The sequence below is a fragment of the Promicromonospora sukumoe 327MFSha3.1 genome (assembly GCF_000385135.1).
Lineage (GTDB): Bacteria > Actinomycetota > Actinomycetes > Actinomycetales > Cellulomonadaceae > Promicromonospora > Promicromonospora sukumoe_B.
Genome location: NZ_ARQM01000010.1, coordinates 1,562,261 through 1,583,182 on the forward strand (window position 1 = coordinate 1,562,261; position 20,922 = coordinate 1,583,182).

Consider the following 20,922-nt stretch of genomic DNA (forward strand, 5'->3'; position numbering starts at 1 on the left):
TCAGCCCTTCACCGCCCCGGCCGTCGCGCTGCTCATGACCTGCCGGCGGAAGAAGAGGAACAGCACGATCAGCGGGATGGTGGCGAGCAGGGTCGCCGCCATCACCACGGGGTAGTCGCTGGTGCCGTGGCTGCCGTTGAGCTGCTGCAGCGCGACGGGCAGCGTGTACTTCTCCTGGTCGTTGAGCACGAGCAGGGGCCACAGGTACTCGTTCCAGTTCCACATGAACTGGAAGACGGTGAACCCGGCGACCGCCGGCCGCAGGGCCGGCAGCGCCACGTGCCAGAACACGCGCAGGAACCCGGCGCCGTCCACCCGGGCGGCCTCCATGACCTCGTACTGCACCGCCTCCCGCGCGGCCTGCCGCATCCAGAAGATCCCGAACGCGCTCGCCGCCCCGGGCACGATCAGCGGGAGGTAGGTGTTCAGCCAGCCCAGGTCGGCGTAGATCTGGAACGTCGGCACGAGCATGACGCCGGTGGGCAGCGTCATGGTGAGCAGCAGGACGGCGAACAGCGGGTCCCGGCCCGGGAAGCGGTACATCGCGAAGACGAACCCGGACAGGGCGGCGATCGCGACGGTCAGCAGGGTCGCGGTGACCGAGACGACGACGGAGTTCGCGAACGCGCCCAGGAAGTCGACGCTCCCGGTCAGCCGCTCGATGTTCGACACGATCTCGCCGCCGGGGACCAGGCGCGGCGGGCTGGAGAAGATGTCGGACGTGCGGCTGGTCGCCATGACGGCGAGCCAGTAGAAGGGGAACGCGAAGAGCGCGGCGGCCGGGATCAGGACGGCGTGCTGCAGCCAGGCGTGGCGTCGGGACCTCATGACATCTCCTTGCGGCGCCCGTTGATGACGCGCGAGTTGAACAGGGCCAGCAGGACGAGGACGACGAAGACGCCCCAGCCGATCGTGGTCGCGAAGCCCAGGTCGGGGGCGACCGTCGGCAGCGTCGTGCCCATGTAGCCGACCTGCAGGAACATCAGCGTCACGACCGAGCCGTCCGGCCCGCCCAGGCCGTTGGTGAGCACCTGCGGCTCGGTGAAGATCTGGAAGCCGCTGATCGTGCCGGTCACGGCGACGAACAGGACGGTGGGCCAGATCATCGGCACCGTGATGGAGCGCAGGATGCGCCACGGCCCGGCCCCGTCCAGGCGGGCCGCCTCGTAGAGGGTCGGCGGGATCGATGCGATGCCGGCCAGGAAGATGACGACGAAGTACCCGAAGCCGCGCCAGAAGATCATCAGGGCGACGACGAGCCGCACGCCCCACGCCGTCGTCATCCACGGCACGGCGCCGAGCCCGACCGCCTCGAGCAGGGTGTTGATGATGCCGAACTCGTTGGAGAAGAGGGACTGGAACACGATCGCCACGGCGACGATCGACGTCACCTGGGGCAGGAAGAAGAGGGTCTGGTAGATGCCCCGGCCCTTGAGGCGGGGCGAGCTGAGCAGGGCCGCCGCGCCCAGGGCCGCGAGGATCACGGGGACCTGGGCGATCAGGAAGATGATCACGGTGTTGCCGAGGGCGTCGAGGAACTCGCCCGAGCTCACGAGGCGCGTGAACTGGTCGAGGCCGACCTGGTCGGGCTCGCCGAGCCCGTCCCACGAGACGGTCGACAGGTACAGCGCGAACACCAGCGGGAAGAGCCCGAAGACGGCGAACAGGACGTAGAACGGCGAGATGGCGAGGTACTCCCGCCAGTACCGCCGAAGGGCCGGCTGGTCGGCCCTCCGGCGGGTGGTGGGCACGGCGGGGCGTGCGGTCCTCCTGGGCATGCGTGGTCCTCCCCGCGTCGGGCTAGCGGCCCGAGTTCGCGTCGACGAGCGATCGGTAGACGGTCTCCGGGTCGTCGCCGCTGGCGGCGAGGTCGCTGAGCGCGACGAAGAACTGCGCCGCCACGACGCTCGACTCGGTGCCCTGGTAGACGACGGGCGCGTCCACGGCCGTGGCCGCCAGGGCGCCGAGCGTGTCCTGGCCCCCGTAGTAGTCCTGGGGCAGGGCGACGTCGGGGTCGGCGTGCACCTGCGTGGAGGGCGGGAACAGGCCCTTGTCGAGGTACCCGGCCTTCTGGGACGTGGGCCCGCCGAGGAAGGCGGCCACCTCGGCGGCCGCGTCCGCGTGGTCGCTCTCGGCGAGCGCCGAGACGAACGAGCCGCCGGTCGCGGCCGCTCCGCCGGGTACCGCGGTCACGCGCCAGTCGCCCGCCTGCTGCTCCCCGGCGGACTTCAGGAGGCCGTCCTCCCAGGCCGGGCCGACGAAGCCGACGATCTTCTCCTGGGTGAGCGCCGCGTTGAACTCCGGCGTGTACGGCTCGGTGTTGGCGCACAGCCCGTCCTGGGCGAGCGCGGCGGAGCCGACGAAGGCGTCGTGGGAGACGGGGGAGTCGACGACGTTGCTCTCCTGCCCGTCCTCGAGTGCGAAGTACGCGTAGCCGTCCTGGGCGAGCATCGCCTGATAGTTCTGGCCGGCGTGGTCGCAGACGTACACGTCCTCGTCGGCGGCCTGCTGGGCCAGCTCGCGGTACGCGTCCCAGGTGTCGACCTCGGCGGCCACCTCCTCGGGCTCGGCCGGGTAGCCGAGCTCCTCGAGGGCGTCGGCCCGGTAGAAGAAGCCCCACGGGCCGATGTCGGTGGGCAGCGCCACCTGCCGGCCCTCGGGGTCGCGGCCGAGCTCCAGGGCCCAGTCGACGGCGTCGCCCGCGGCCGCCTCGTCGGACAGGTCCACGAACTGGTCCGAGACCTCGAAGAAGGACGGCAGGCTCCCGCCCATGACGACGACGTCCGGCAGGCCGCTGCGCGAGCGCAGCGCCGCGCGGAGCTTGTCCTCCACGTCGGGGATGTCCTGCACCGTGATCTCGTAGTCCGGGAACTCCTCGTCGAGCAGGGTCTGGACGTCGTCGGGGAGCGAGGCCCCGCGTGCCCAGAGGGTCAGCTCGACGGCGCCGTCGCCGCCGCCCGTGGTGCTCCCGCATGCCGTGACCAGCCCCAGGGTCGCGAGCGCCGCGACGGTGGTGGCCAGGGGTCGTGCTGCTCTCATGTCGTGCCTCCGCTTGTTGGTGAAACGTCGTTGTCCTTCGCCAGCGAGGCGCCAGTCCGGAATGATGAATGATCATTCGCCGCTGGATATAGTACGCATCGCGTTGATACCTTTCAATGGAGCGAGGAGAGCCATGACCCGCACGACGAGCCGCACGACGAGGTACGACACGGTCGAGCTGTCCTTCCGGGGCGACGACGCCCTGCCGGTGGACGGGCAGCCGCCGTTCACCGTGCGCCTGACCTGCGACGACGGCGGCGAGCCGGTGGTCGTCCCGGGGTTCTGGGACGGCAGCCACGACTACCGGGCGCGGTTCTGCGCCGAGCGGGAAGGACGCTGGACGTGGGAGGTCGAGGACGCCCGGACCGCGCTCGACCGCACGGCCGGCGCCTTCGAGGTCGGCGACGGTGACGGGCACGGCGCGCACGGCCACGGCCCGGTGCGGGTGGCGCACCGGTTCCACTTCGCCCACGCCGACGGCACCCCGTTCCGGCCCGTCGGGACCACCGCCTACAACTGGCTGCACCAGGACGAGCCGCTCTTCGGCGACACGGTCGCCGCCGTCGCCGAGGCGGGGTTCAACAAGCTGCGGTTCATGGTCTTCCCGCAGGCCGGCGGCTACGTGGAGCACGTGCCCGACCTGCTGCCCTTCGAGCGGGTCGAGGGGCGGTGGGACGTGTCGCGCCCCGTGCCCGCCTTCTTCCGCAGGCTCGACGCCGCCGTGGCCGTCCTGGGGCAGCACGGGATCCAGGCGGACGTGCTGCTCCTGAACGCGTACGACCGCGGGTTCTTCGGGCTCGACGGGCTGTCCGAGGAGGAGGACGCCGTCTACCTGCGCTACGTCGTGGCGCGGCTCGCGGCCTACCCGAACGTGTGGTGGTCGCTGTGCAACGAGTTCGACCAGCTCGAGCGCCCCGCGGAGCGCTGGGACCGGGCCGGTGCGCTGCTCGCCGACCTGGACCCGCACCGGCACCTGCGCTCGATCCACAACTGGGTCGAGCTGTACGACAACAACCAGGCGTGGGTCACGCACGCGTCGCTCCAGAACGGGTCGGCGACGACCGAGCCCGGCCGGGCCAACCTCTACCGGGACGTGTGGGGCAAGCCCGTGGTGCTCGACGAGATCAAGTACGAGGGCGACATCCCGCTGCGGTGGGGCGACCTCGACGCGCGGCAGCTCGTGCACCAGTTCTGGAACACGACCGTCGCCGGGTGCTACGCGTCGCACGGCGAGAGCTTCGTGACCCCGAGCGGCAGCCTGCACATGGTGGAGGGCGGGCGCCTCCGCGGCGAGGCGCCCGCGCGGCTGGCGTTCCTGCGGGAGGTGCTGGACGGGCTCGACGTGCCCGGCCTCGACCCGATCGACAAGTGGGACGACCCGGCGCACGTGGCCGGGGCGGCCCGCCGCCAGTACGTGCAGTACCTCGGCCGGTCCGCGCCCGAGCACTGGGAGTTCCGCCTCCCCGTGGGCTTCCCGGGGGAGCGGCCCGAGCCGGGCGACGAGTTCGTGGTCGACGTGATCGACACGTGGCACATGACCGTCGAGCGTGTGCCCAGGCGGTTCGCCCTGACGGACGTCGAGCGGAACGAGGCCCGGGACCGGGCCTCCGCCCCGGTGGCGCTGCCTCACGGCGAGGCCGTCGCGCTGCTGGTCACGCGCGTGGAGCCGGCGGAATGACCGTGCGGCTGGGCACCGCCTACTACAACGAGTACCTGCCCGACCCGGGGCGGCTGGAGACCGACCTGCGGCTCATGGCCGAGGCGGGCATCGGCTGCATCCGCGTCGGCGAGTCCGTGTGGTCCACCTGGGAGCCGGCCGACGGGCGGTTCGACCTGGAGTGGCTCACCCCGGTGCTCGACGCCGCGGCCGCGCACGGGATCGACGCGATCCTCGGCACGCCCACCTACGCGGTGCCGCCCTGGCTGAGCCGCAAGCACCCCGAGCTCGCCGTCCGGCGGCGCGACGGCTCGCGCGTGCCGTGGGGTGCGCGGCAGGAGGTCGACTTCACCGCCGACACCTTCCGGGTGCACGCCGAGCGCGTGATCCGCGCGGTGGTCGGGCGGCACGGCCGGCACCCGGCCGTGGTCGGGGTCCAGCTCGACAACGAGCCGGGGCTGCACCTGATCCACAACGAGCACGTGGTCTCGCGCTTCCGCCGCTGGCTGGCCGCACGGTACGGCGACCCCGAGACGCTGAACCGCGAGTGGGGCCTGGCCTACTGGTCGCACCGGATCGCCGACTGGGACGAGCTGTGGGACCCCGCGGGGAACACCACCCCCGCCTACGAGCTCGCCTGGCGGCGCTTCCAGGCCGAGCAGACCACCGAGTTCATCGCGTGGCAGGCCGGGATCGTGCGCGAGCTGGTGGACGACGACACCTTCCTCACCACCTGCATCGCCTACCAGCGGCCCGCCATGGACGACGTCGCCGTCGGCGCGGCCCTCGACGTGGCGAGCGGCAATGCCTACTACCTCGCGCAGGACGCCCTCGCCCTGGCCACCGACGGGGAGGGCGGGCACTGGTACGCCGACGACGTGCCGCAGGTCGTGCTCATGGCGGACCGCATGCGCGCCACCAAGGAGGCGCCGTTCCTCGTCACCGAGACCGGCGCCGGGTCCATCGGGCCCGCGCGGCTCACGCGCCCGCCGTACGACGGCCAGCTCGGCCAGGTCGCCTGGCTCCTGGCCGCGCGGGGCGCCCGGCTGGTCTCCTACTGGCACTGGCACACCCTGCACTCGGGCGCCGAGGCGCACTGGGGCGGCATCCTCGGCCACGACCTCGAACCGGGCCGGGTCTACGACCAGGTCGCGGCGACCGGGCGGCAGCTCGCGGCGGCCGCGCCCTGGCTCGCCGACGCCCGCCCCGACGAGCAGGTCGGCGTGGTCTACGACCACGACAGCGAGTGGCTGACGGCGTTCGACCCGCCCTTCGGCACCGAGAGCGCCCCCGACCGCGCGTCCTACCAGAAGATCGTGGGCGCCTTCGGCCGGGCCGCCGTCGACGCGGGGCTGCAGGTCGGGTACCTCGACGCCCGCCGCCTGCCGCCCGCCGGGGAGCTCGTCCGGCGGTTCCCGACCCTCGTCGTCGCCGGGCTCATCGCCGCCCCCGACACCACCCTCGCCCTCCTCGCCGAGTACGCCCGCCTGGGCGGGCGGCTCGTGCTCGGACCACGGACCGGCTACGGGGACCACGAGGGCCGGATGCGGCCCACCCGCGCCCCCGCCCTGCTCGGCGACGCGGCCGGCGTCACCTACCGGGAGACCGCCGCGCTCGCCGACCCCGTCGCGGTGCGCCTCGGCGACCTCACCGGCACCGCCCACGGCTGGGTGGACTGCCTCGAGCCGGACGACGCCGCCGTCCTCGCCGGCTATGACCACCCCCACCTCGGGCGCTGGGCCGCCGTGACCCGGCGCGCCGTCGGGCAGGGGGAGATCACCGTGGTCGGCACCATGCTGGACCGGAGACTGATGGCCCGGGTCGTCGCCGAGGTCGCGGGCCCCGCCGTGCCGGCGTGGCCCGTCGTCGAGCGGCCGGAAGCCGTGACCCTGCACTCGCTCGTGGGCGCTCGCGGCCGGGTGTGGGTGCTGCACAACTGGTCTGGTGGGGCCGTCGAGGTGGTCACGGCGGGTCGGGGTTACGACGTCCTCGCGGGCGCCGCGTACGACAGCGGTGCGCGGGTCGTGCTGGGGGCGTGGGGTGTGGCGGTGTGGGCCGACGAGGTGGTCGGGGCGGAGGCGTGACCGAGGTCGGGACTCGCATCCAGGCCTGACTTAGGCCCAGACGCTCGTCCACGTCTGAGGTGCCAGCCGGAGGTCGAGCCTGTGCGGCTGCGTCGCGCCGCTGTCATCGGGGCCGTCGCGCTCGGTCTCGAGCTCGACCGTGATCGTCCGCGACCGGCGGTCAAGGTTCGCCGCGAGCACCTGCGTGCCGGTGTCCTCGCGGGCGCCGAGCGCCCAGACGCGCCCGTCCGGGCTGGCCCCCGACAGGAGCTCCCGGCCCGCCAGCCCCGCCAGCGCGCGCACCGGTTCGGCGACCGGGCGGGGGACGCCCGCCGGGCCGACCAGGCCGCGCGGGCCCTGGTCCTCGAACCAGGCGATGCTCGCGACCCCGGGTACGGCGAGGGCGGAGGCGCTGGCCACGACCCACGCGGCGAGCTCTTCGCGCGACTGGCGGGGGTCGGCGTCGTGCGCCGGGTCGGCCCGGCGGTCCTGGTGCGGCTCGGCGACGTCGTTGAACCGGGGCCGCAGCGTGACCGGCCCGACGTGCACGGGCCGTCCGGCCGCGAGGTCCACGCTCTGCGCGGCGACGAGCCGCTGCATCGCGACCGACTCGACGAGCTGCTCCGTGTCACCGGAGTGGAACAGGGGCGTGAGGCTGAACGTGAGGCCGTCGACGTCGGCGAGGACCAGGTCGTGGTTGCGGTTGAGCTCGGTGAAGTGCGCGCGTACGCCGCCGAGGACCTCGGCGCTCGTCTCGGTTGTCGCGAGGGCGGCGCGCAGGGCGGCGACCTCGGCGGTCCCGGCGACGTGGGTCGTGGGGGAGAAGGCGGCGACGCGCGCGACGCGGAGGGGACTCAGGGCGGCGGCCGCCCGGGTGAGTGCGGCCGCGGCGGCAGGGGTGACGGCGTCGTCGGGGAGGCCGTCGTCGGGAAGGACCAGCCGGACGTCGAGCGGCAGACCTGGGGCCGCCGCGCGCGCCAGCACCGACGGCCAGGTCGCCGTCCCGAGGTCGAGCTCGACGAGGAGGGCAACACCCGCGCACGGGACGCCCCGCGCAGGCCCGGTGGTCGTGGCGACCGAGGCCGCGACCGACGTCGTCACCGACGGAAAGGTCCCCGCCGCCCGCAGCCGCACGACCGCCGGACCGTCGTCCTCCCGCTCCCGGACCCCCGGGACCGCCCGCCCCGACGCCGTGACCTCCACCGCCTGCCGCAGCGACTCGCCGGCCCGCACCAGGTACGGGAACGGCAACGTCAGCGGCCGGCTGTACGTCTTGAAGGAGGCGTCGGTCCAGTTGCGCTGGTCCTCCATCTCGAACACGTCGCCCCGCAGGTCGAGCCGGAGGCCGAGGCCGCCGTCGTGCCATGCGAGGGCCGCGATGTCCCGGGCGGGCTGGTGGGGGCTGATCGCCCGCGGGAACCGCGTGCGCGTGACCGTGGCGTCGGGGTGGGTGACCGCCAGCGCGGCCCCGGCCACGTGCGGCGGGTGCAGCACGACCAGTCCGGTCCGGTTGGTCAGCAGGTCCCGCGCGGGCGCGCCGTCCCACTCGACCGTCAGGCGCGGCCCGGCGGCGACGACCCGGATCGTGCCCCGGACGTCGACGCCACCGGCCGTGGCGCGCACGTCGACCAGGAACCCGTCCGCGTCGTCCCGCACCTGGTCGACGACGACGTCGGCGGTGCGCCAGGCGTCGTCGCGCACCACGAGCCGCACGCTGCGCAGCACGAGCACGCCGTCGTACCGGACGTCGGCGATCTCGTCGCCGCGCCGTTCCAGGGACCAGCGCCCCCGGCTCCAGGGCTCGGCCGGCGTCCACCAGCCGGGCGGTTCACGGGTCACCACGTCGTCCTCGTCGTCCACCCCGGGCGCTCAGCGCTCGATCGTGTCGAGGTGCAGCATGCGGGCGAGGTTCCGGTCCAGCTCGTCGTCGCGGAAGATCTTCTTCCAGTCCTCCTTGACGATCGACTCGCGGCCGTAGTCCATGGCGATCAGGCAGGCGTCGCTGAACGGGTTGTCGCCGCGCAGCCCGTTGGCCAGCGCCACCTGGGTGTGGCCGTACAGGATGCTGCGCGCGGCGGCCTCGGGCACGCCCATCGTGTGCACGGCCTCGTCGAGCGCCTCGTTCAGCAGCGCGCCGATCATGCACGCGACCGTCTCGACCAGGGTGGGCTCGAGCTGCGCGAGCTGCTTGACGGTGACCCAGTGCACGTCGATCACGGGCGCGTAGATCGCCCGGACGGTCGCCTCGACGACGTCGCGCGCGGCGGGGTCGTCGGACTCGACCGCCGCGATCGCGTCCTGTGGCGCGGCGATCCCGCCGAACGTGTCGGCCCACTCCTCCTTGGTGGTGCGCTCCAGGAACACCGACGGGTGGCAGGGGTGCGCGACGGCCTGGACCACGTCCTCGCGCGTGGTCAGCAGGCCGGCGTACGCGGCCGCGGGGTCCAGGGTCAGGACGATCGCGCCGGGCCGCAGCTGCGGCACCAGCTCGGCGGTCACGGCCGGCAGCGCGAGGTCCGGCACGGCCAGGACCACGATGTCGGCGTCCGCGACGGCCGTGGCGGCGTCGGTCAGCTCGCGGCCGGCGTCGATCGTGCGCTGCCGGCCGGCCGGCGACGTCTCGACGTACGCGACCGTGTGGTCCGTCCGGACCAGGTTGTTCGAGACGCGCATGCCCATCTTCCCGCCGGCTCCGACGACGGCGATCCGGTAGCTCTCGCTCATGGTGTGCTCCTCAGGTGCTCCAGGGTGGTGCGGGTCCAGTCCCGCTCGGTACGGATGGTCGTGGCCGCGTCGCCCTGCCACGGCAGCCAGTGCTCGACGACCTCGTTGATGTCGCGCTCGCGCGGCCGGACGGTCCGCAGCAGGTGCGCGTAGTCGTGCAGGCCCTCGCCCAGGGGCGCGCCCGAGTAGGTGAAGCCCACCCAGCCGTCCTGCCGGTCGAAGGCGAAGTCCTTGACGTGCACGTTCCGCACGTGCGGCGCGGTGCGCTCCACGCACTCGCGTGGCTGCTCCAGCCGGGCGACGACGTTCGCCGGGTCCAGGCAGATGCCCAGCCGCGGGCTGCCGACCCGTTCCACCAGGCCGACCAGGTCCGCCGTGGCGACCTGCTCGTACGTCTCCAGCGCGAGCGTGACGCCGGCCGCCTCGTAGGCGGGCAGCGCGGCCCGCAGCTGCACCTCCGCGCGGGCGAGCGAGGGCCGGCGGCCGTTCGCGCCGACTATCATGCCGCGCACGAGCCGGGCGTCGAAGACCCGGGCGAGGTCGAGGAACCGGGCGAGCCGGCCGGGCTCGACGCCCTTGGTGCCGAGCTCGATGGTCAGGCCGAGGTCGCGGGCGGCGGCCGCGGCGTCGCGCAGCTCGGCGTCGGACATCGTCTCCAGCGGCGCGTGGTCGCAGATCTGGAAGAGGTCGACGTCGAGCTCGCGCGTCGCGGCGAACGTGTCGCGCAGGGTCAGCGGCTCCGGGACGCGGTCGGACTGCTGCCAGAAGAAGGCGTAGCTCCCGAGGCCGATCACGCGTGCGCCCCGGCGAGCGAGCGGGCCTCGTCGAGCACGGTCTCCAGCGCCCCGACGTCGTGCGCGAACCGGCCGAGGAAGAGCCCGTCGACCGCCGTCCCCAGCGCGGTGAGCAGCCCCGGGCCGGCGGACCCGCCGTACAGGACGCGCGATCCCTGCCGCGCCGGGTCGGCGCGCAGCGCGTCGCCGAGCGCGCCCGCCACGGCCCGGACGTGCTCGGTCGGCGCGGGGGCGGGCGCGCCGATGGCCCAGACCGGCTCATAGGCGACCACGAGGCCGCCGTCCGGCACGCCCCGGGTGGAGCGGCCGAGCTGGCCGAGGGTCTCCCGCGCCGCGTCCTGCGGCGTCGTCCGGCGCTCCTCGCCGACGCACACGACCGGGGCGAGCCCGTGCCGCAGCGCGGAGGCAGTCTTGCGGGCCACGACGTCGTCGGTCTCGTGGAAGAGCCGGCGCCGCTCGGCGTGCCCGACCTCCGCCAGCCCGACGCCGGCCTCGGCGGCCTCGGCGGCGCTGACCTCGCCGGTGAACGGCCCGGCGTCGTCGGCCGCGACGTCCTGCACGGCGACCCGGACCCGCGTGCCGGCGAACGCGGCGACGGCCGCGGGCACCTGCAGGTAGGTGGGCGCGACGAACAGCTCCACGCCGCCGTCGGTGACACCGGGGTGCCGGGCCGCGAGCCGCGCGACGTCGGCGCACCACGCCGCGGCCCGGGCGAGGCCGAAGTACATCTTGAGGCTCACGCCGATGGTGACGGTCATCAGCAGGAGCCCGTCGCCTCGTACTCGCCGATGACGGCGACCTTGGCGGCCGACGGCGACGCCGGGTCGAACCGGTAGGTGAGCCACTCCCGGACCAGCCGGCGCGCGAGCTCGATGCCGATGACGCGCTGGCCGAGCGTGAGCACCTGGGCGTCGTTGGACAGCACGCCGCGCTCGACGGAGAAGCTGTCGTGCGCGGTGACGGCGCGGATGCCGGTGACCTTGTTCGCGGCGATCGCGACGCCGAGGCCGGTGCCGCACACCAGCAGCGCGCGGTCGGCGTCGCCGGCCGCGACCCGCTCCGCGGCGGCGACGGCGATCCGGCCGTAGGGCGTGCCGCCCCCGGCGTCCACGCCCACGTCCACCACGGACGCCACCCCGGCGTGGGCCTCCAGGTCGCGCTTGAGCACCTCCTTGTAGTCGAACCCGGCGTCGTCGCTCCCCACGACGATGCGCAGCCTGTCCATCTCAGCTCCTTCCGGTGGCGGCGGCAAGGGTGGTCCCCACCGCCGTGACGACGAGGGCCAGCGACCGGGCCCCGGGGTCAGGGGTGCCGAGCGCCCGCTCGGCGTGCGTCCGCGCGCGTCCGGCGCGCGGCACGAGGTCCGCGGTGGCCGCCGCCGCGGCGACCGTGGCCTCCGCCGCGGCGTGCCAGACCGGGACGAGCGCGTCGCCCGCGCCGACCCCGCGCGACAGCTCGGCGCTGAACGCGGCGAGCGCGTCGACCAGGGTCTTGTCGCCGGGCCGGGCCTTGCCGTAGGTCATGACGTCCTCGAGGGCGGCCGCGGCCCCCGCCGCTACGCCCTGCGGCTCCGGGCGGCCCGTGTCGCCCAGGCGGGCCGCGAGCGCGTGCAGGATGAGGCCCCACAGGGCGCCCGAGGTGCCGCCCGCGCGGTTCGACCACGCGTCGGCCGCGCCGGCGAGGACGGTCCGGCTGCCGGCCCCGGCCGCGAGGGCGGCGGCCGCGGCGTCCGCCGCGGCGTGGGCGCCGCGCTGCATGCCGATGCCGTGGTCGCCGTCCCCGGCGACGGCGTCGAGGCGGCCCAGCTCCGCGGCGTGCTCGTCGATCGTGGTCACGACGGCCCGGAGCGCGTCGACGACGACGGCGGCGACCTCGCGGGACGGGGCGTCCGAGGCGGGGAACGCCGTTGCCGAACCGGCCGGAACCCCGTCCTGCGGGACCTCCGGCGCGGCCTCCTGCGGCGCCGCCGTGCCCCGCTTGTACCCCGGCGCGTCGACGGGCGTGCCCCACAGGGGCTCCAGGTCGGCGTCGGGCCAGAAGAGCGTCAGCGACAGGCCCGCCATGTCGAAGCTCGTGCAGAACTCGCCCACGTGCGGGTCGAGGGTCTCGTGCCCGGACTCCGCCAGGAGCCGGGCGACGGTGCGGTAGACGACGAACATCTCCTCGTACTTGACCGAGCCGAGCCCGTTGAGCACCGGGACCACCCGCGACCCGGCGTCCGCCGGCCTCTCCGCGAGCAGCCGGTCCACGAGCTGGTGGGCCAGGTCGTCGGCCGACGGCGTCTCGCGCTCGTCGATGCCCGGCTCGCCGTGGATGCCGAGCCCGACCGCCATCCGGCCGTCGGGCACGGTGAACAGCGGCTCCGGCGCGCCGGGGAGCCGGCAGCCCGAGAAGGCGACGCCGAACGAGCGGGTCAGGTCGTTCGCCCGCCGGGCGAGCGCGGCCACCCCTGCGAGGTCGCGCCCGGCCTCGGCCGCGGCCGCCGCGATCCGGAACACCACGAGGTCGCCCGCGACGCCGCGCCGGCGGTGGCGCTCGTCCGCGGGCGCGCTCGCGACGTCGTCGGTGACGACGACCGTCTCGCACGCGACCCCCTCCGCACGCAGCCGCTCCTGGGCGGCGTCGAAGTTGAGCACGTCCCCGGCGTAGTTGCCGTACGTGAGCAGGACGCCGCCCCCGCGGTGGGCGGCGCCCGCCACCGCGTGCACCTGCTGCGCGGACGGCGACGCGAACAGGTTCCCGACCGCGGCCCCGTGCGCGAGCCCCGTGCCGACGAGCCCGCCGAACGCGGGGTAGTGGCCCGAGCCGCCCCCGACCACCACGGCCACCTGGCCCTCGGGGGCCGGCGCACGGCGCACGACGCCGCCGTCGACCCGGCGGACGTGCCGCGGGTGCGCGGCGACGAACCCGTCGAGCATCTCGTCGGCGAAGTCGGCCGGCTCGTTCCACAGTCTTGTCATCGCCGAACCTCTCCGTCGGGGCGGGTGCGGTGCCAGTGTGGCCAACCGGTTGACCAATTGCAAGCCCCTGATCCGACGGTGCGCCCGGACCGGGGCGGCTAGATTGGGCCCCATGCCCGCGTACCCCGATGCTCGCCCGCACGAGATCGCCGCGTCCCTGGGTGCGCTGCCCGCCGGCACACCCGCCTCCCAGGTCGCCCGCCGGCTCCTCGACCTCTTCACCGACGGCACCATCCCGCCCGGCACGCGGCTGCCCCCGGAACGCCAGCTCGCCGCCTCCCTCGAGGTCGGGCGGTCGGCGGTCCGGGAGGCGCTCGCCGCCCTGGAGATCCTCGGGGTGGTCGACGTGCGGCCGGGCTCGGGCACCTACCTGCGCGGCGCCGCGAGCGAGCTGCTCCCGCAGACGCTGCGCTGGGGGCTGCTCATCGGCGAGCGCAGCACGACGTCGCTGCTCGAGCTGCGCGCGGGGCTGGAGATCTTCGTCGCGCGCCTGGCCGCCGACCGGGTGGACGCCGCGCACCGCGAGCGCCTGACGAAGCATCTCGCCCGGATGCGTGACTCCGTGACCGACCTCGGCGCGTTCGCCCGTGCGGACCAGGACTTCCACCACGTCCTCGCCGACGCCGCCGGCAACCCGGTGCTGCTGGACCAGCTCCACGTCGTCCGCTCCCTGCTGCAGGTGTACGCGGACCGCGCGGTGGGGGACGAGGACGCCGCCCGGGTGGCGCTCGCCGAGCACGAGCAGATCCTGGCCGCGGTGGCGCAGGGCGACGAGGACGCCGCCGCGTCCGCGATGGCGGTGCACATGGCGACCGCGACCGCGCGGCTCCAGCGGGAGCTCGCCCCCTAGCGTCCGGGCGGTTGCACCGATACAACCTCGCCGTTCCACCGATACAACCCGGCGAACGGTTGACGGCGTTCGCGCGGGCCGACGAGGTTTCCTGCATGCCGAAGACCACGCCGAACTCCGTGCCGAAGACGTGGACCGCGGTGGCCGCCGTCGCGGTGACCGCCCTGATCGCGGCCGGGCTCCCGGCCCAGGCCGCCCCGCACAGCACCGCCCGCCCGGCCGTCGCGTGGCGGGGCGACTCGCTCGGCGTCGAGACGGAAGGACTCGTCTCGAGGTCGGACCTGGTCCTGGAGTCCCCGGCCTGGCGCGCGGAGCAGAGCATGCCGCTCGGCAACGGCCGGCTGGGCGCGGCGGTGTTCAACCGCGACGGCCTGACCGCCCAGCTCCAGCGCAACGACACGTTCCCGGACCTCCTCAGCGCCGGGCGGCTCGTGCTGCCGGGCCTCATGTCGCTGGCGACGGCCGCGGACTACTCGGGGCGTGTCGACCTGTACGACGCCCAGCTGCGCCAGTCGGGCGGCGGCCTGTCCGCGACGGCCTACGTGCGGGCCGACGCCGACCAGCTCGTCGTCGAGGTCACCGGCGCGCCGAGGAACACGGAGCAGACCGCGGAGCTCCGGCTCCCGGCGGACCGCGTGCCGGAGACGTACGCGGCCGGCGGCGTCGCCGCCCTCGCCGAGACGTTCGACGCCCGGAACGGCACGACGGGCGCCGTCGCGGCGCTGACCGCGCACGCCCGCGGGGTCCGCGCCGAGGCCGTGGACGAGCACACCGTCCGGCTGACGTTCACGCCGCGACGCGACGGGACGTTCACGATCGTGGTGGGGGCGCCGTCGTACACCGGGGGCGACCTCGCGGAGGCGAGCCGGGAGGCCGTCGCCGGACGGGCCTCCGACCGCGGGCACCTGCGGTGGTGGCACCGCTTCTGGGACGACCAGGCGGCGCCCCTGCGGATCGACTCGCCGGACGGCACCGGCGAGTACCTGGAGGCGCTGCGCGCGCAGCAGCTCTACACCACCGCCTCGACGCAGCGGAACGACCTGCCGACCGGCCAGGCCGGCGCGGTGGGCATGCTCTATCCGTGGCCCGACGCGGCGCTGTCGCCGTCGACGTGGTTCCACTTCAACCTGCGCCAGCAGGTGTACGCGAACTACGGCGCCGGCACGGCGTCCTTCAACGCGCCCTACCTGCGGCTGTACACCGAGCACCTCGAGCAGCTCCGGGCGGCCACGCGCGAGCTGTGGCCCGACGCCGAGGGCGCGTGCGTGCCCGAGCTCCTCGACTACGACGGCACCACGGCGGAGGGCTGCGACGGCGGCACCGAGCCGGCCTGGAACAGCCGGGTCCTGACCGGCGGCCTCGAGGTCTCCCACGACGTCTGGCAGACCTACCGGTACACCGGCGACGAGGCCTACCTCGACCGCGGCTACCCGCTGATGCGCGACGTCGCGCGGTTCTACCTCTCGGTCCTCGACGAGGGCGACGACGGGAAGCTGCACCTGAACCACGTGAACTCGCTCGAGACGCAGTGGGACACCACGGACCCGACACCCGACGTGGCCGGCATGCACGCGATGTTCCCGGTCATCGCGGACCTGGCGCGCGAGCGCGGCGACGCCGACCTCGCCGACCGCCTCGACGCGGCCGTGCCGAAGCTGCCCGAGCTGCCGACGACGACCCGCCGCGGCACCGAGGTCGTGGCGTGGTCCGCGACCGACGAGCCGGCGAAGAACACGCAGAACACCGACATGGAGGCCCTGTACCCGTGGGGCCGCCTCGACGCGGGCTCCGACCTGATGCAGAACACGTTCGACCGGCGCGTGTTCCCGCTCACCCGCGAGTGGGGCGAGGACCCGATCTGGGCGGCCCGCCTGCACCGCGGCGACGAGATGCGGGACCTGCTCGTCCAGGGCACGTCCGACCTGCAGAAGTTCCCGAACGGCTTCACCGTCCACGGCAAGAACGACGACCCCGCCGCCAGGCAGCACCTCTTCAGCTCCTGGAACGCCGTGGTCGCCGGAGCCCTCCAGGACGCCCTGGTCCAGTCGTACGACGGCACGGTGCGGGTCGCCGCGGCCCTCCCGGCCCACTGGGACGTCGCGGGGAGCGTCCACCTACCCGGCGGGCACCTGGTCAGCACCGAGGTGCGCGGCGGCGCGCCGCTCTACGTCGGGATCGAGGCCGGCTCCGCGGAGACCCTGACGATCGCGAACCCCTGGCCGGGCGAGCGCGTGCGCGTCGTCTCCGGCGGGCGGACCGTCGTCGGGCCGACGGACGAGCCGACCGTGCGCCTGACCGTCGAGGACGGCCGGTCGTACGTGCTGGAGCGCGTGGGGCGCCCGGCGTCGTCGTACGGGTACCGGGCGCTCACGGGCGAGGCCGAGACCGGTGCCAAGCACCTCGGGGAGCGGACCCTCGGCATCGAGGGCGGCGTGCCGCAGGTCGAGTCGGACCTGGTCTCGGCCGTCGCGCCCGAGAAGCAGGGCGCGCTCCTGTCCGCCGCCGAGGGCAACCCCCTGTACGCCGACAGCAGCGACGCGATCGCGGACCTGCCCGACCGGCTCGACGGTGCGGTGCAGATCCAGGGCGCCCGCCCCGCCGCGGGCGCGACCGGCCCGAACGGCGCCGTGCGGTTCGACCTGGCCCGCCCGGCCACGGTCTACACCGCCCTCGACGCGCGGGGCGAGGGCAGGTGGTGGCCGTCCTGGCTGCGGGAGGAGGGCTGGACGCGGACGTCGATGGAGGTCGGCACCAGGACCTACGTCCGGCCGTTCGACCTCCAGGACGGGCACCTGCGCGCCTCGGCCGGCGGCGCCACGCTCACCTCCGCCGGGGCCGACTGGGGCGACCAGGTCGTCGAGGCCACGGTGCGGCAGATCCAGGTCGGGGCGAGCCTGATGTTCCGGGCCCGCGACGAGCGCAACGGATACGTGTGGACGATCGGCGGCCCCCTGGGCAGCGAGGGCGGGCTCGGCCAGCTGCGGATGAGCAAGATCGTCGACGGCCGCACCACGCTCCTCGGCACGGTCGTGCCGCTGACGCCCGCGCCCGGTAACACCTACCGCCTGCGTGTCGAGGCGGTCGGCGACCGGATCCGCACCTTCGTCGACGACGTCCTGGTCGACGAGCGGGTCGACGAGACCTTCGCGCAGGGCCGCGTCGGGACCTACCTGGGGAACGCGGACGTCGGCGAGTACGACGACCTCAGCGTGCGCACGCCGGACGGCGACCTCCTGTTCGCGGAGGACTTCTCGGGCGACCTGTCGGCGTGGGACCTCCCGGCGACGCGCCAGGACGTGCCGCTCGTGGTCTTCGCCAAGGAGGTGCCCGCGGGCCGCGTGGTGCTGGGCCCGACCTCGGCCGACGGCAAGGAGGACGCGCCTGCGGTGACGTTCGTCGCCGAGCAGGGCTAGCTGCCTGCCTCCGGCGGACGCACCTGGCTCGGCGGGTAGCCGAAGCGGCGGCGGAACGCCCGGCCGAAGGACCCCGCGTCGAGGAACCCGGAGCGCTGGCACGCCGTCTGCACGCCGTGCCCCCGTTCCAGCAGGCTGTGCGCGAACTCGAGCCGGACCCGCCGCAGCTCGGCCGCGGGTGAGCGCCCGACGTCCGCGAACAGGGCCTGCAGCGAGCGCACCGAGACGTGCACCTCGGCGGCCAGGTCGGCCACGGTGAACAGGGGGTCCGCGAACCGTTCGTGGATGATCGCGTACAGCCCGTCGCGCAGCACCGCCCGCGACCGGAGGGGAGCGGACGCCGGCGCCGAATCGCGCAGCCGCGCCTCGGCCCTGTGCCGCACGGCGTCCGAGGCGGTGGGCGTGAAGCTCAGGACCGTCGCGCCCGTGTCGTTCAGCCTTCTCGTCGACCAGTGCACCGGGCGTGGGTCTCCCGCACGCGTCACGAACCATTCCTGGCCCCGGTGCTCCAGCCCCTGCGCACAGATGATCGGGCACTCGTCGGGCGGGTAGGAGGTCCCGTCGAGCCGGTTGCGATGGAGCAGCTCATGACTGGGACCGCCGACGAGGTCGAGATCGTTCCGGTAACCGAGGAAAGTGACCGCCGCCCGGTTCGCGACCTCGACGGATCCTTCCGGCCCGATGACCCACAACGGAACGGGGGCCTCGCTGACCACATCGGCGAGCAGCCGCCAGTCCGCGGCCTGATCGGCCGCGGGCCTCGTCGGGAAATGCGTCAGTGGCGCCATCGGTCCTCCGTTCTTCCGGGGACCGTACGTGCAGGGCGATCGCGCACTCGTTGCCCGGACGTTTCGCGTTCGTAAAAGCACGCCGTGGCTTCGCGTTCTGCGCATTGCCGTTCGCAAACGGCCTGGGAAGTGCGGTGCCCGTTCGGTGAGGTGGGGGCACACGGCGGCGTCCGACCGCCTCCTTCCGACCGGAGAACGAATGAGCACCTGGAACAGCACGCGTGAGGTCGCGACGCAGGACGTCCGCCAGTCCCTGCGCCGGTCGGGAACGACCTGGGCCGAGGTCGCCGAGCAGATCGACCGCCCCCTGCTGTGGACCATCGCCGCGCTCCTGGGTTCGCACCCCGTCCCCGCCGAGGTGGCCGAGGCCGTCGGCCGGCTGCTCGAGCTCGACGAGGACACCGTCGCCGCCCTCCAGAATCAGCCGTACCGCCTCAACGGCGACTCCCTGCGGGCGGACCCGACGATCTACCGCTTCTACGAGCTGCTGGACGTCTACGGCCCGGCCCTCAAGGAAGCCATCCACGAGGAGTTCGGCGACGGCATCATGAGCGCGATCAACTGCAACGTCGAGATCTCCCGCCGGGAGGACCCGGACGGCGACCGGGTGCGCGTCGTCATCGACGGCAAGTTCCTGAAGTACCAGTGGTGACCCGGACCGATACGGAGCCCCTCATGTCATACGTAGCCCCCAAGGACTTCGCGGTCCGGATGGTCGACGCCGGCCAGTCCAAGGCGCTGATGTCCACCCGCGACACCTTCATCCGCGCCTACATGGCGGGCGCGATCCTTGCCCTGGCCGCCGCCTTCGCCGTGACCGTCAGCGTGCAGACCGGCGAGCCGCTCGTGGGCGCCGTCCTCTTCCCGGTCGGCTTCTGCATGCTGTACCTGCTCGGCTACGACCTGCTGACCGGCGTCTTCACGCTGGTCCCGCTCGCGTGGCTGGACAAGCGTCCCGGTGTGACGGGTGCGGCGGTGCTCCGCAACTGGGGACTCGTGTTCCTGGGCAACTTCGCCGGGGCGCTGACGACCGCCCTGCTCATGGCGATCGTCTTCACCTATGGCTTCTCCAGCCCGCCGAGCGAGGTCGGCCAGGCGATCGGCGTGATCGGTGAGGGCCGGACCGTGGGTTACGCGGAGCACGGACTGGCCGGGATGCTCACCCTTTTCGTGCGCGGGGTGCTCTGCAACTGGATGGTCTCGACGGGCGTCGTCGGCGCCATGATGTCGGACAGCCTCGCGGGCAAGGTGATCGCGATGTGGATGCCCATCATGGTGTTCTTCTACATGGGTTTCGAGCACTCGGTCGTCAACATGTTCCTCTTCCCGATCGGGCTCATGCTCGGCGGCAATTTCACCATCGGTGACTATCTGCTCTGGAACGAGCTGCCGACCGTTCTCGGAAATCTCGTCGGCGGACTGATGTTCGTCGGGTTCGTCATCTATCGCACGCACCTCAAGACGTCCCCGGCGCGGGTGTACGGCTAGGCGGCGGAGCTCTCCCGGACGACGAGGGAGGGCGCGAGGCGGGCGGGCGAGCCGATCGGTGCGGTGGTCGGCGCGGCGGCACCCAGGCCCGCCAGCAGGAGCTCCGCCGCGGCCGCCCCGACCGCCTCGCCGCCGTGCCGCACCGACGAGAGCGGCACGGCGGCGCACGTGGCGAACGGGCTGTCGCCGTAGCCGACGAGCGCGATCTCGGCGGGTACGGTGATGCCCGCCGAGAGCAGGGCGTGCTGCAGCCCGAGGGCGTGCGTGTCGTCCGTGGCGAAGATCCCGTCCGGGCGTTCGCCGGGCGGGAGGGCGGCGATCCGGCGGCCGAGATCCCGGCCGCTCTCCACACCGGGCGCGGGGGAGCGCACCACGGTAGCGCGGGCCCCGCGGGCGGCGGTCACGCGGCGCAGGAACCCGTCCTCCTGCTGCCGCGCCGGCCCGGTGCCGCGCGGCCCGGTGGCGAGCCACAGCCGACGTCGCCCACGGGCGAGCAGGTGTGCGGCGACCGCGCCGCCGCCCGCGGTGTGGTCGACACCCACGCCCGGAAGGGTGCCGCCCGGGTCGTCGCGGTCGAGCAGCACCAGGGGCGTTCCCCGCGGCCGTGTCCGAGCGAGCGAGTCCACGGGCCCGGACGGCGCCACGAGGACCCCGTCGAGGCGCAGCTCCTCGAAGAGGTCCAGGAGCTTGGTCTGCTGGTCCGCCGACCCGCCCGAGCTCCCCACGACCACCGCGAGGCCCGCCTCGTCGAGGACGCGCTCGGCGGCCCGTACGAGCTCGGCCGTGTGCGGGTGCGCCGTGTCGCCGACGCAGATGCCGACGATCCCGGAGCGGCCCCACCGCAGCTGGCGGGCGGACCGGCTCGGGACGTACCCCAGCCGGTCGATGACCATGCCGATCCGGGCGGACGTGTCGCGCGCGACCTTGTGCGGGCGGTTGAGGTAGTTGGAGACGGTCGTGGACGAGACACCTGCCTGATGGGCGACGTCGTAGATCGAGACCATGGTTCCCTCCGTACGACCTCCCGGATGCCCGTACGGTTCTCGTGGCGGAGCTCCGTCGCGTGATCGGGCGCTTCTCTGCGCCAGGGGAGTCTAAGCGGGCTCGATCTACGATGCAAGGCTGCATAATGATGCAAAGCAACGG

At 74.1% G+C, this 20,922-nt stretch carries 17 protein-coding genes; 6 read left to right on the top strand and 11 right to left on the bottom strand.

The window, feature by feature from the left end; all coding sequences use genetic code 11:
* From H291_RS0110690 to H291_RS0110700, 3 genes are read right to left on the bottom strand one after another with little or no spacing between them, the layout of a single operon-like run.
* Positions 1 to 828: a carbohydrate ABC transporter permease gene (locus tag H291_RS0110690; protein ID WP_020014990.1), complete on the bottom strand. Its 828-nt coding sequence runs from the start codon at positions 826 to 828 to the stop codon at positions 1 to 3.
* Complete coding sequence (locus H291_RS0110695) at positions 825 to 1,778, bottom strand: carbohydrate ABC transporter permease (RefSeq protein WP_157236807.1); 954 nt, start codon at positions 1,776 to 1,778, stop codon at positions 825 to 827. Before H291_RS0110695 ends, H291_RS0110690 begins: the two co-directional genes overlap by 4 nt.
* Positions 1,779 to 1,800: 22 nt before the next feature.
* A complete protein-coding gene (locus tag H291_RS0110700; protein ID WP_020014992.1) occupies positions 1,801 to 3,039 on the bottom strand; it encodes an ABC transporter substrate-binding protein in 1,239 nt (412 codons plus the stop codon).
* A 133-nt stretch (positions 3,040 to 3,172) separates the two neighbouring features.
* On the opposite strand from H291_RS0110700, the gene H291_RS0110705 reads away from it, so the two are divergent.
* Together H291_RS0110705 and H291_RS0110710 are read left to right on the top strand one after the other, a co-directional pair.
* Positions 3,173 to 4,717, top strand: a complete 1,545-nt coding sequence (locus H291_RS0110705) for an apiosidase-like domain-containing protein (RefSeq protein WP_020014993.1) — start codon at positions 3,173 to 3,175, stop codon at positions 4,715 to 4,717.
* Positions 4,714 to 6,780 (top strand): beta-galactosidase, encoded by a 2,067-nt coding sequence (locus tag H291_RS0110710; RefSeq protein WP_020014994.1) that lies wholly within the window; start codon positions 4,714 to 4,716, stop codon positions 6,778 to 6,780. The genes H291_RS0110705 and H291_RS0110710 overlap by 4 nt, the downstream gene beginning before the upstream one ends.
* Before the next feature lie 30 nt (positions 6,781 to 6,810).
* Here H291_RS0110710 and H291_RS29505 read toward each other — a convergent pair whose 3' ends face one another.
* The 6 genes from H291_RS29505 to H291_RS0110740 are packed head-to-tail and all read right to left on the bottom strand — an operon-like array spanning position 6,811 to position 13,237.
* The gene (locus H291_RS29505; RefSeq protein ID WP_051109473.1) at positions 6,811 to 8,598 is read right to left on the bottom strand and encodes a hypothetical protein; all 1,788 of its coding nucleotides are present in this window, start codon (positions 8,596 to 8,598) and stop codon (positions 6,811 to 6,813) included.
* 30 nt (positions 8,599 to 8,628) lie between these two features.
* Positions 8,629 to 9,483: a phosphogluconate dehydrogenase C-terminal domain-containing protein gene (locus H291_RS0110720; protein ID WP_020014996.1), complete on the bottom strand. Its 855-nt coding sequence runs from the start codon at positions 9,481 to 9,483 to the stop codon at positions 8,629 to 8,631.
* Positions 9,480 to 10,277, bottom strand: a complete 798-nt coding sequence (locus tag H291_RS0110725) for a sugar phosphate isomerase/epimerase family protein (RefSeq protein ID WP_020014997.1) — start codon at positions 10,275 to 10,277, stop codon at positions 9,480 to 9,482. Before H291_RS0110725 ends, H291_RS0110720 begins: the two co-directional genes overlap by 4 nt.
* Entirely contained in the window at positions 10,274 to 11,035 is a 762-nt protein-coding gene (locus tag H291_RS0110730; protein WP_020014998.1) for a triose-phosphate isomerase family protein, read from the bottom strand. The genes H291_RS0110725 and H291_RS0110730 overlap by 4 nt, the downstream gene beginning before the upstream one ends.
* On the bottom strand, positions 11,035 to 11,502 hold the full coding sequence (locus H291_RS0110735) for a ribose-5-phosphate isomerase (RefSeq protein ID WP_020014999.1): 468 nt from the start codon (positions 11,500 to 11,502) through the stop codon (positions 11,035 to 11,037). Before H291_RS0110735 ends, H291_RS0110730 begins: the two co-directional genes overlap by 1 nt.
* A 1-nt stretch (position 11,503) precedes the next feature.
* The gene (locus H291_RS0110740; RefSeq protein WP_020015000.1) at positions 11,504 to 13,237 is read right to left on the bottom strand and encodes a dihydroxyacetone kinase family protein; all 1,734 of its coding nucleotides are present in this window, start codon (positions 13,235 to 13,237) and stop codon (positions 11,504 to 11,506) included.
* Between the two features lie 112 nt (positions 13,238 to 13,349).
* On the opposite strand from H291_RS0110740, the gene H291_RS0110745 reads away from it, so the two are divergent.
* Together H291_RS0110745 and H291_RS0110750 are read left to right on the top strand one after the other, a co-directional pair.
* Positions 13,350 to 14,087 carry a FadR/GntR family transcriptional regulator gene (locus tag H291_RS0110745; protein WP_020015001.1) on the top strand — a complete coding sequence of 246 codons (738 nt, stop codon included), beginning with the start codon at positions 13,350 to 13,352 and terminating at the stop codon, positions 14,085 to 14,087.
* A gap of 95 nt (positions 14,088 to 14,182) precedes the next feature.
* Complete coding sequence (locus H291_RS0110750) at positions 14,183 to 17,500, top strand: glycosyl hydrolase family 95 catalytic domain-containing protein (RefSeq protein ID WP_020015002.1); 3,318 nt, start codon at positions 14,183 to 14,185, stop codon at positions 17,498 to 17,500.
* Here H291_RS0110750 and H291_RS29510 read toward each other — a convergent pair.
* A complete protein-coding gene (locus tag H291_RS29510) occupies positions 17,497 to 18,288 on the bottom strand; it encodes a helix-turn-helix transcriptional regulator (protein ID WP_051109408.1) in 792 nt (263 codons plus the stop codon). The genes H291_RS0110750 and H291_RS29510 overlap by 4 nt on opposite strands.
* A gap of 199 nt (positions 18,289 to 18,487) precedes the next feature.
* Here H291_RS29510 and cynS point away from each other — a divergent pair, with 199 nt between their 5' ends.
* Complete coding sequence (gene cynS / locus H291_RS0110760) at positions 18,488 to 18,940, top strand: cyanase (protein WP_020015003.1); 453 nt, start codon at positions 18,488 to 18,490, stop codon at positions 18,938 to 18,940.
* Between the two features lie 23 nt (positions 18,941 to 18,963).
* Complete coding sequence (locus H291_RS0110765; protein WP_026365621.1) at positions 18,964 to 19,776, top strand: formate/nitrite transporter family protein; 813 nt, start codon at positions 18,964 to 18,966, stop codon at positions 19,774 to 19,776.
* On the opposite strand, the gene H291_RS0110770 is transcribed toward H291_RS0110765, so the two are convergent.
* Positions 19,773 to 20,780 (bottom strand): LacI family DNA-binding transcriptional regulator, encoded by a 1,008-nt coding sequence (locus H291_RS0110770; protein ID WP_020015005.1) that lies wholly within the window; start codon positions 20,778 to 20,780, stop codon positions 19,773 to 19,775. The genes H291_RS0110765 and H291_RS0110770 overlap by 4 nt on opposite strands.
* Positions 20,781 to 20,922: the final 142 nt, after the last annotated feature.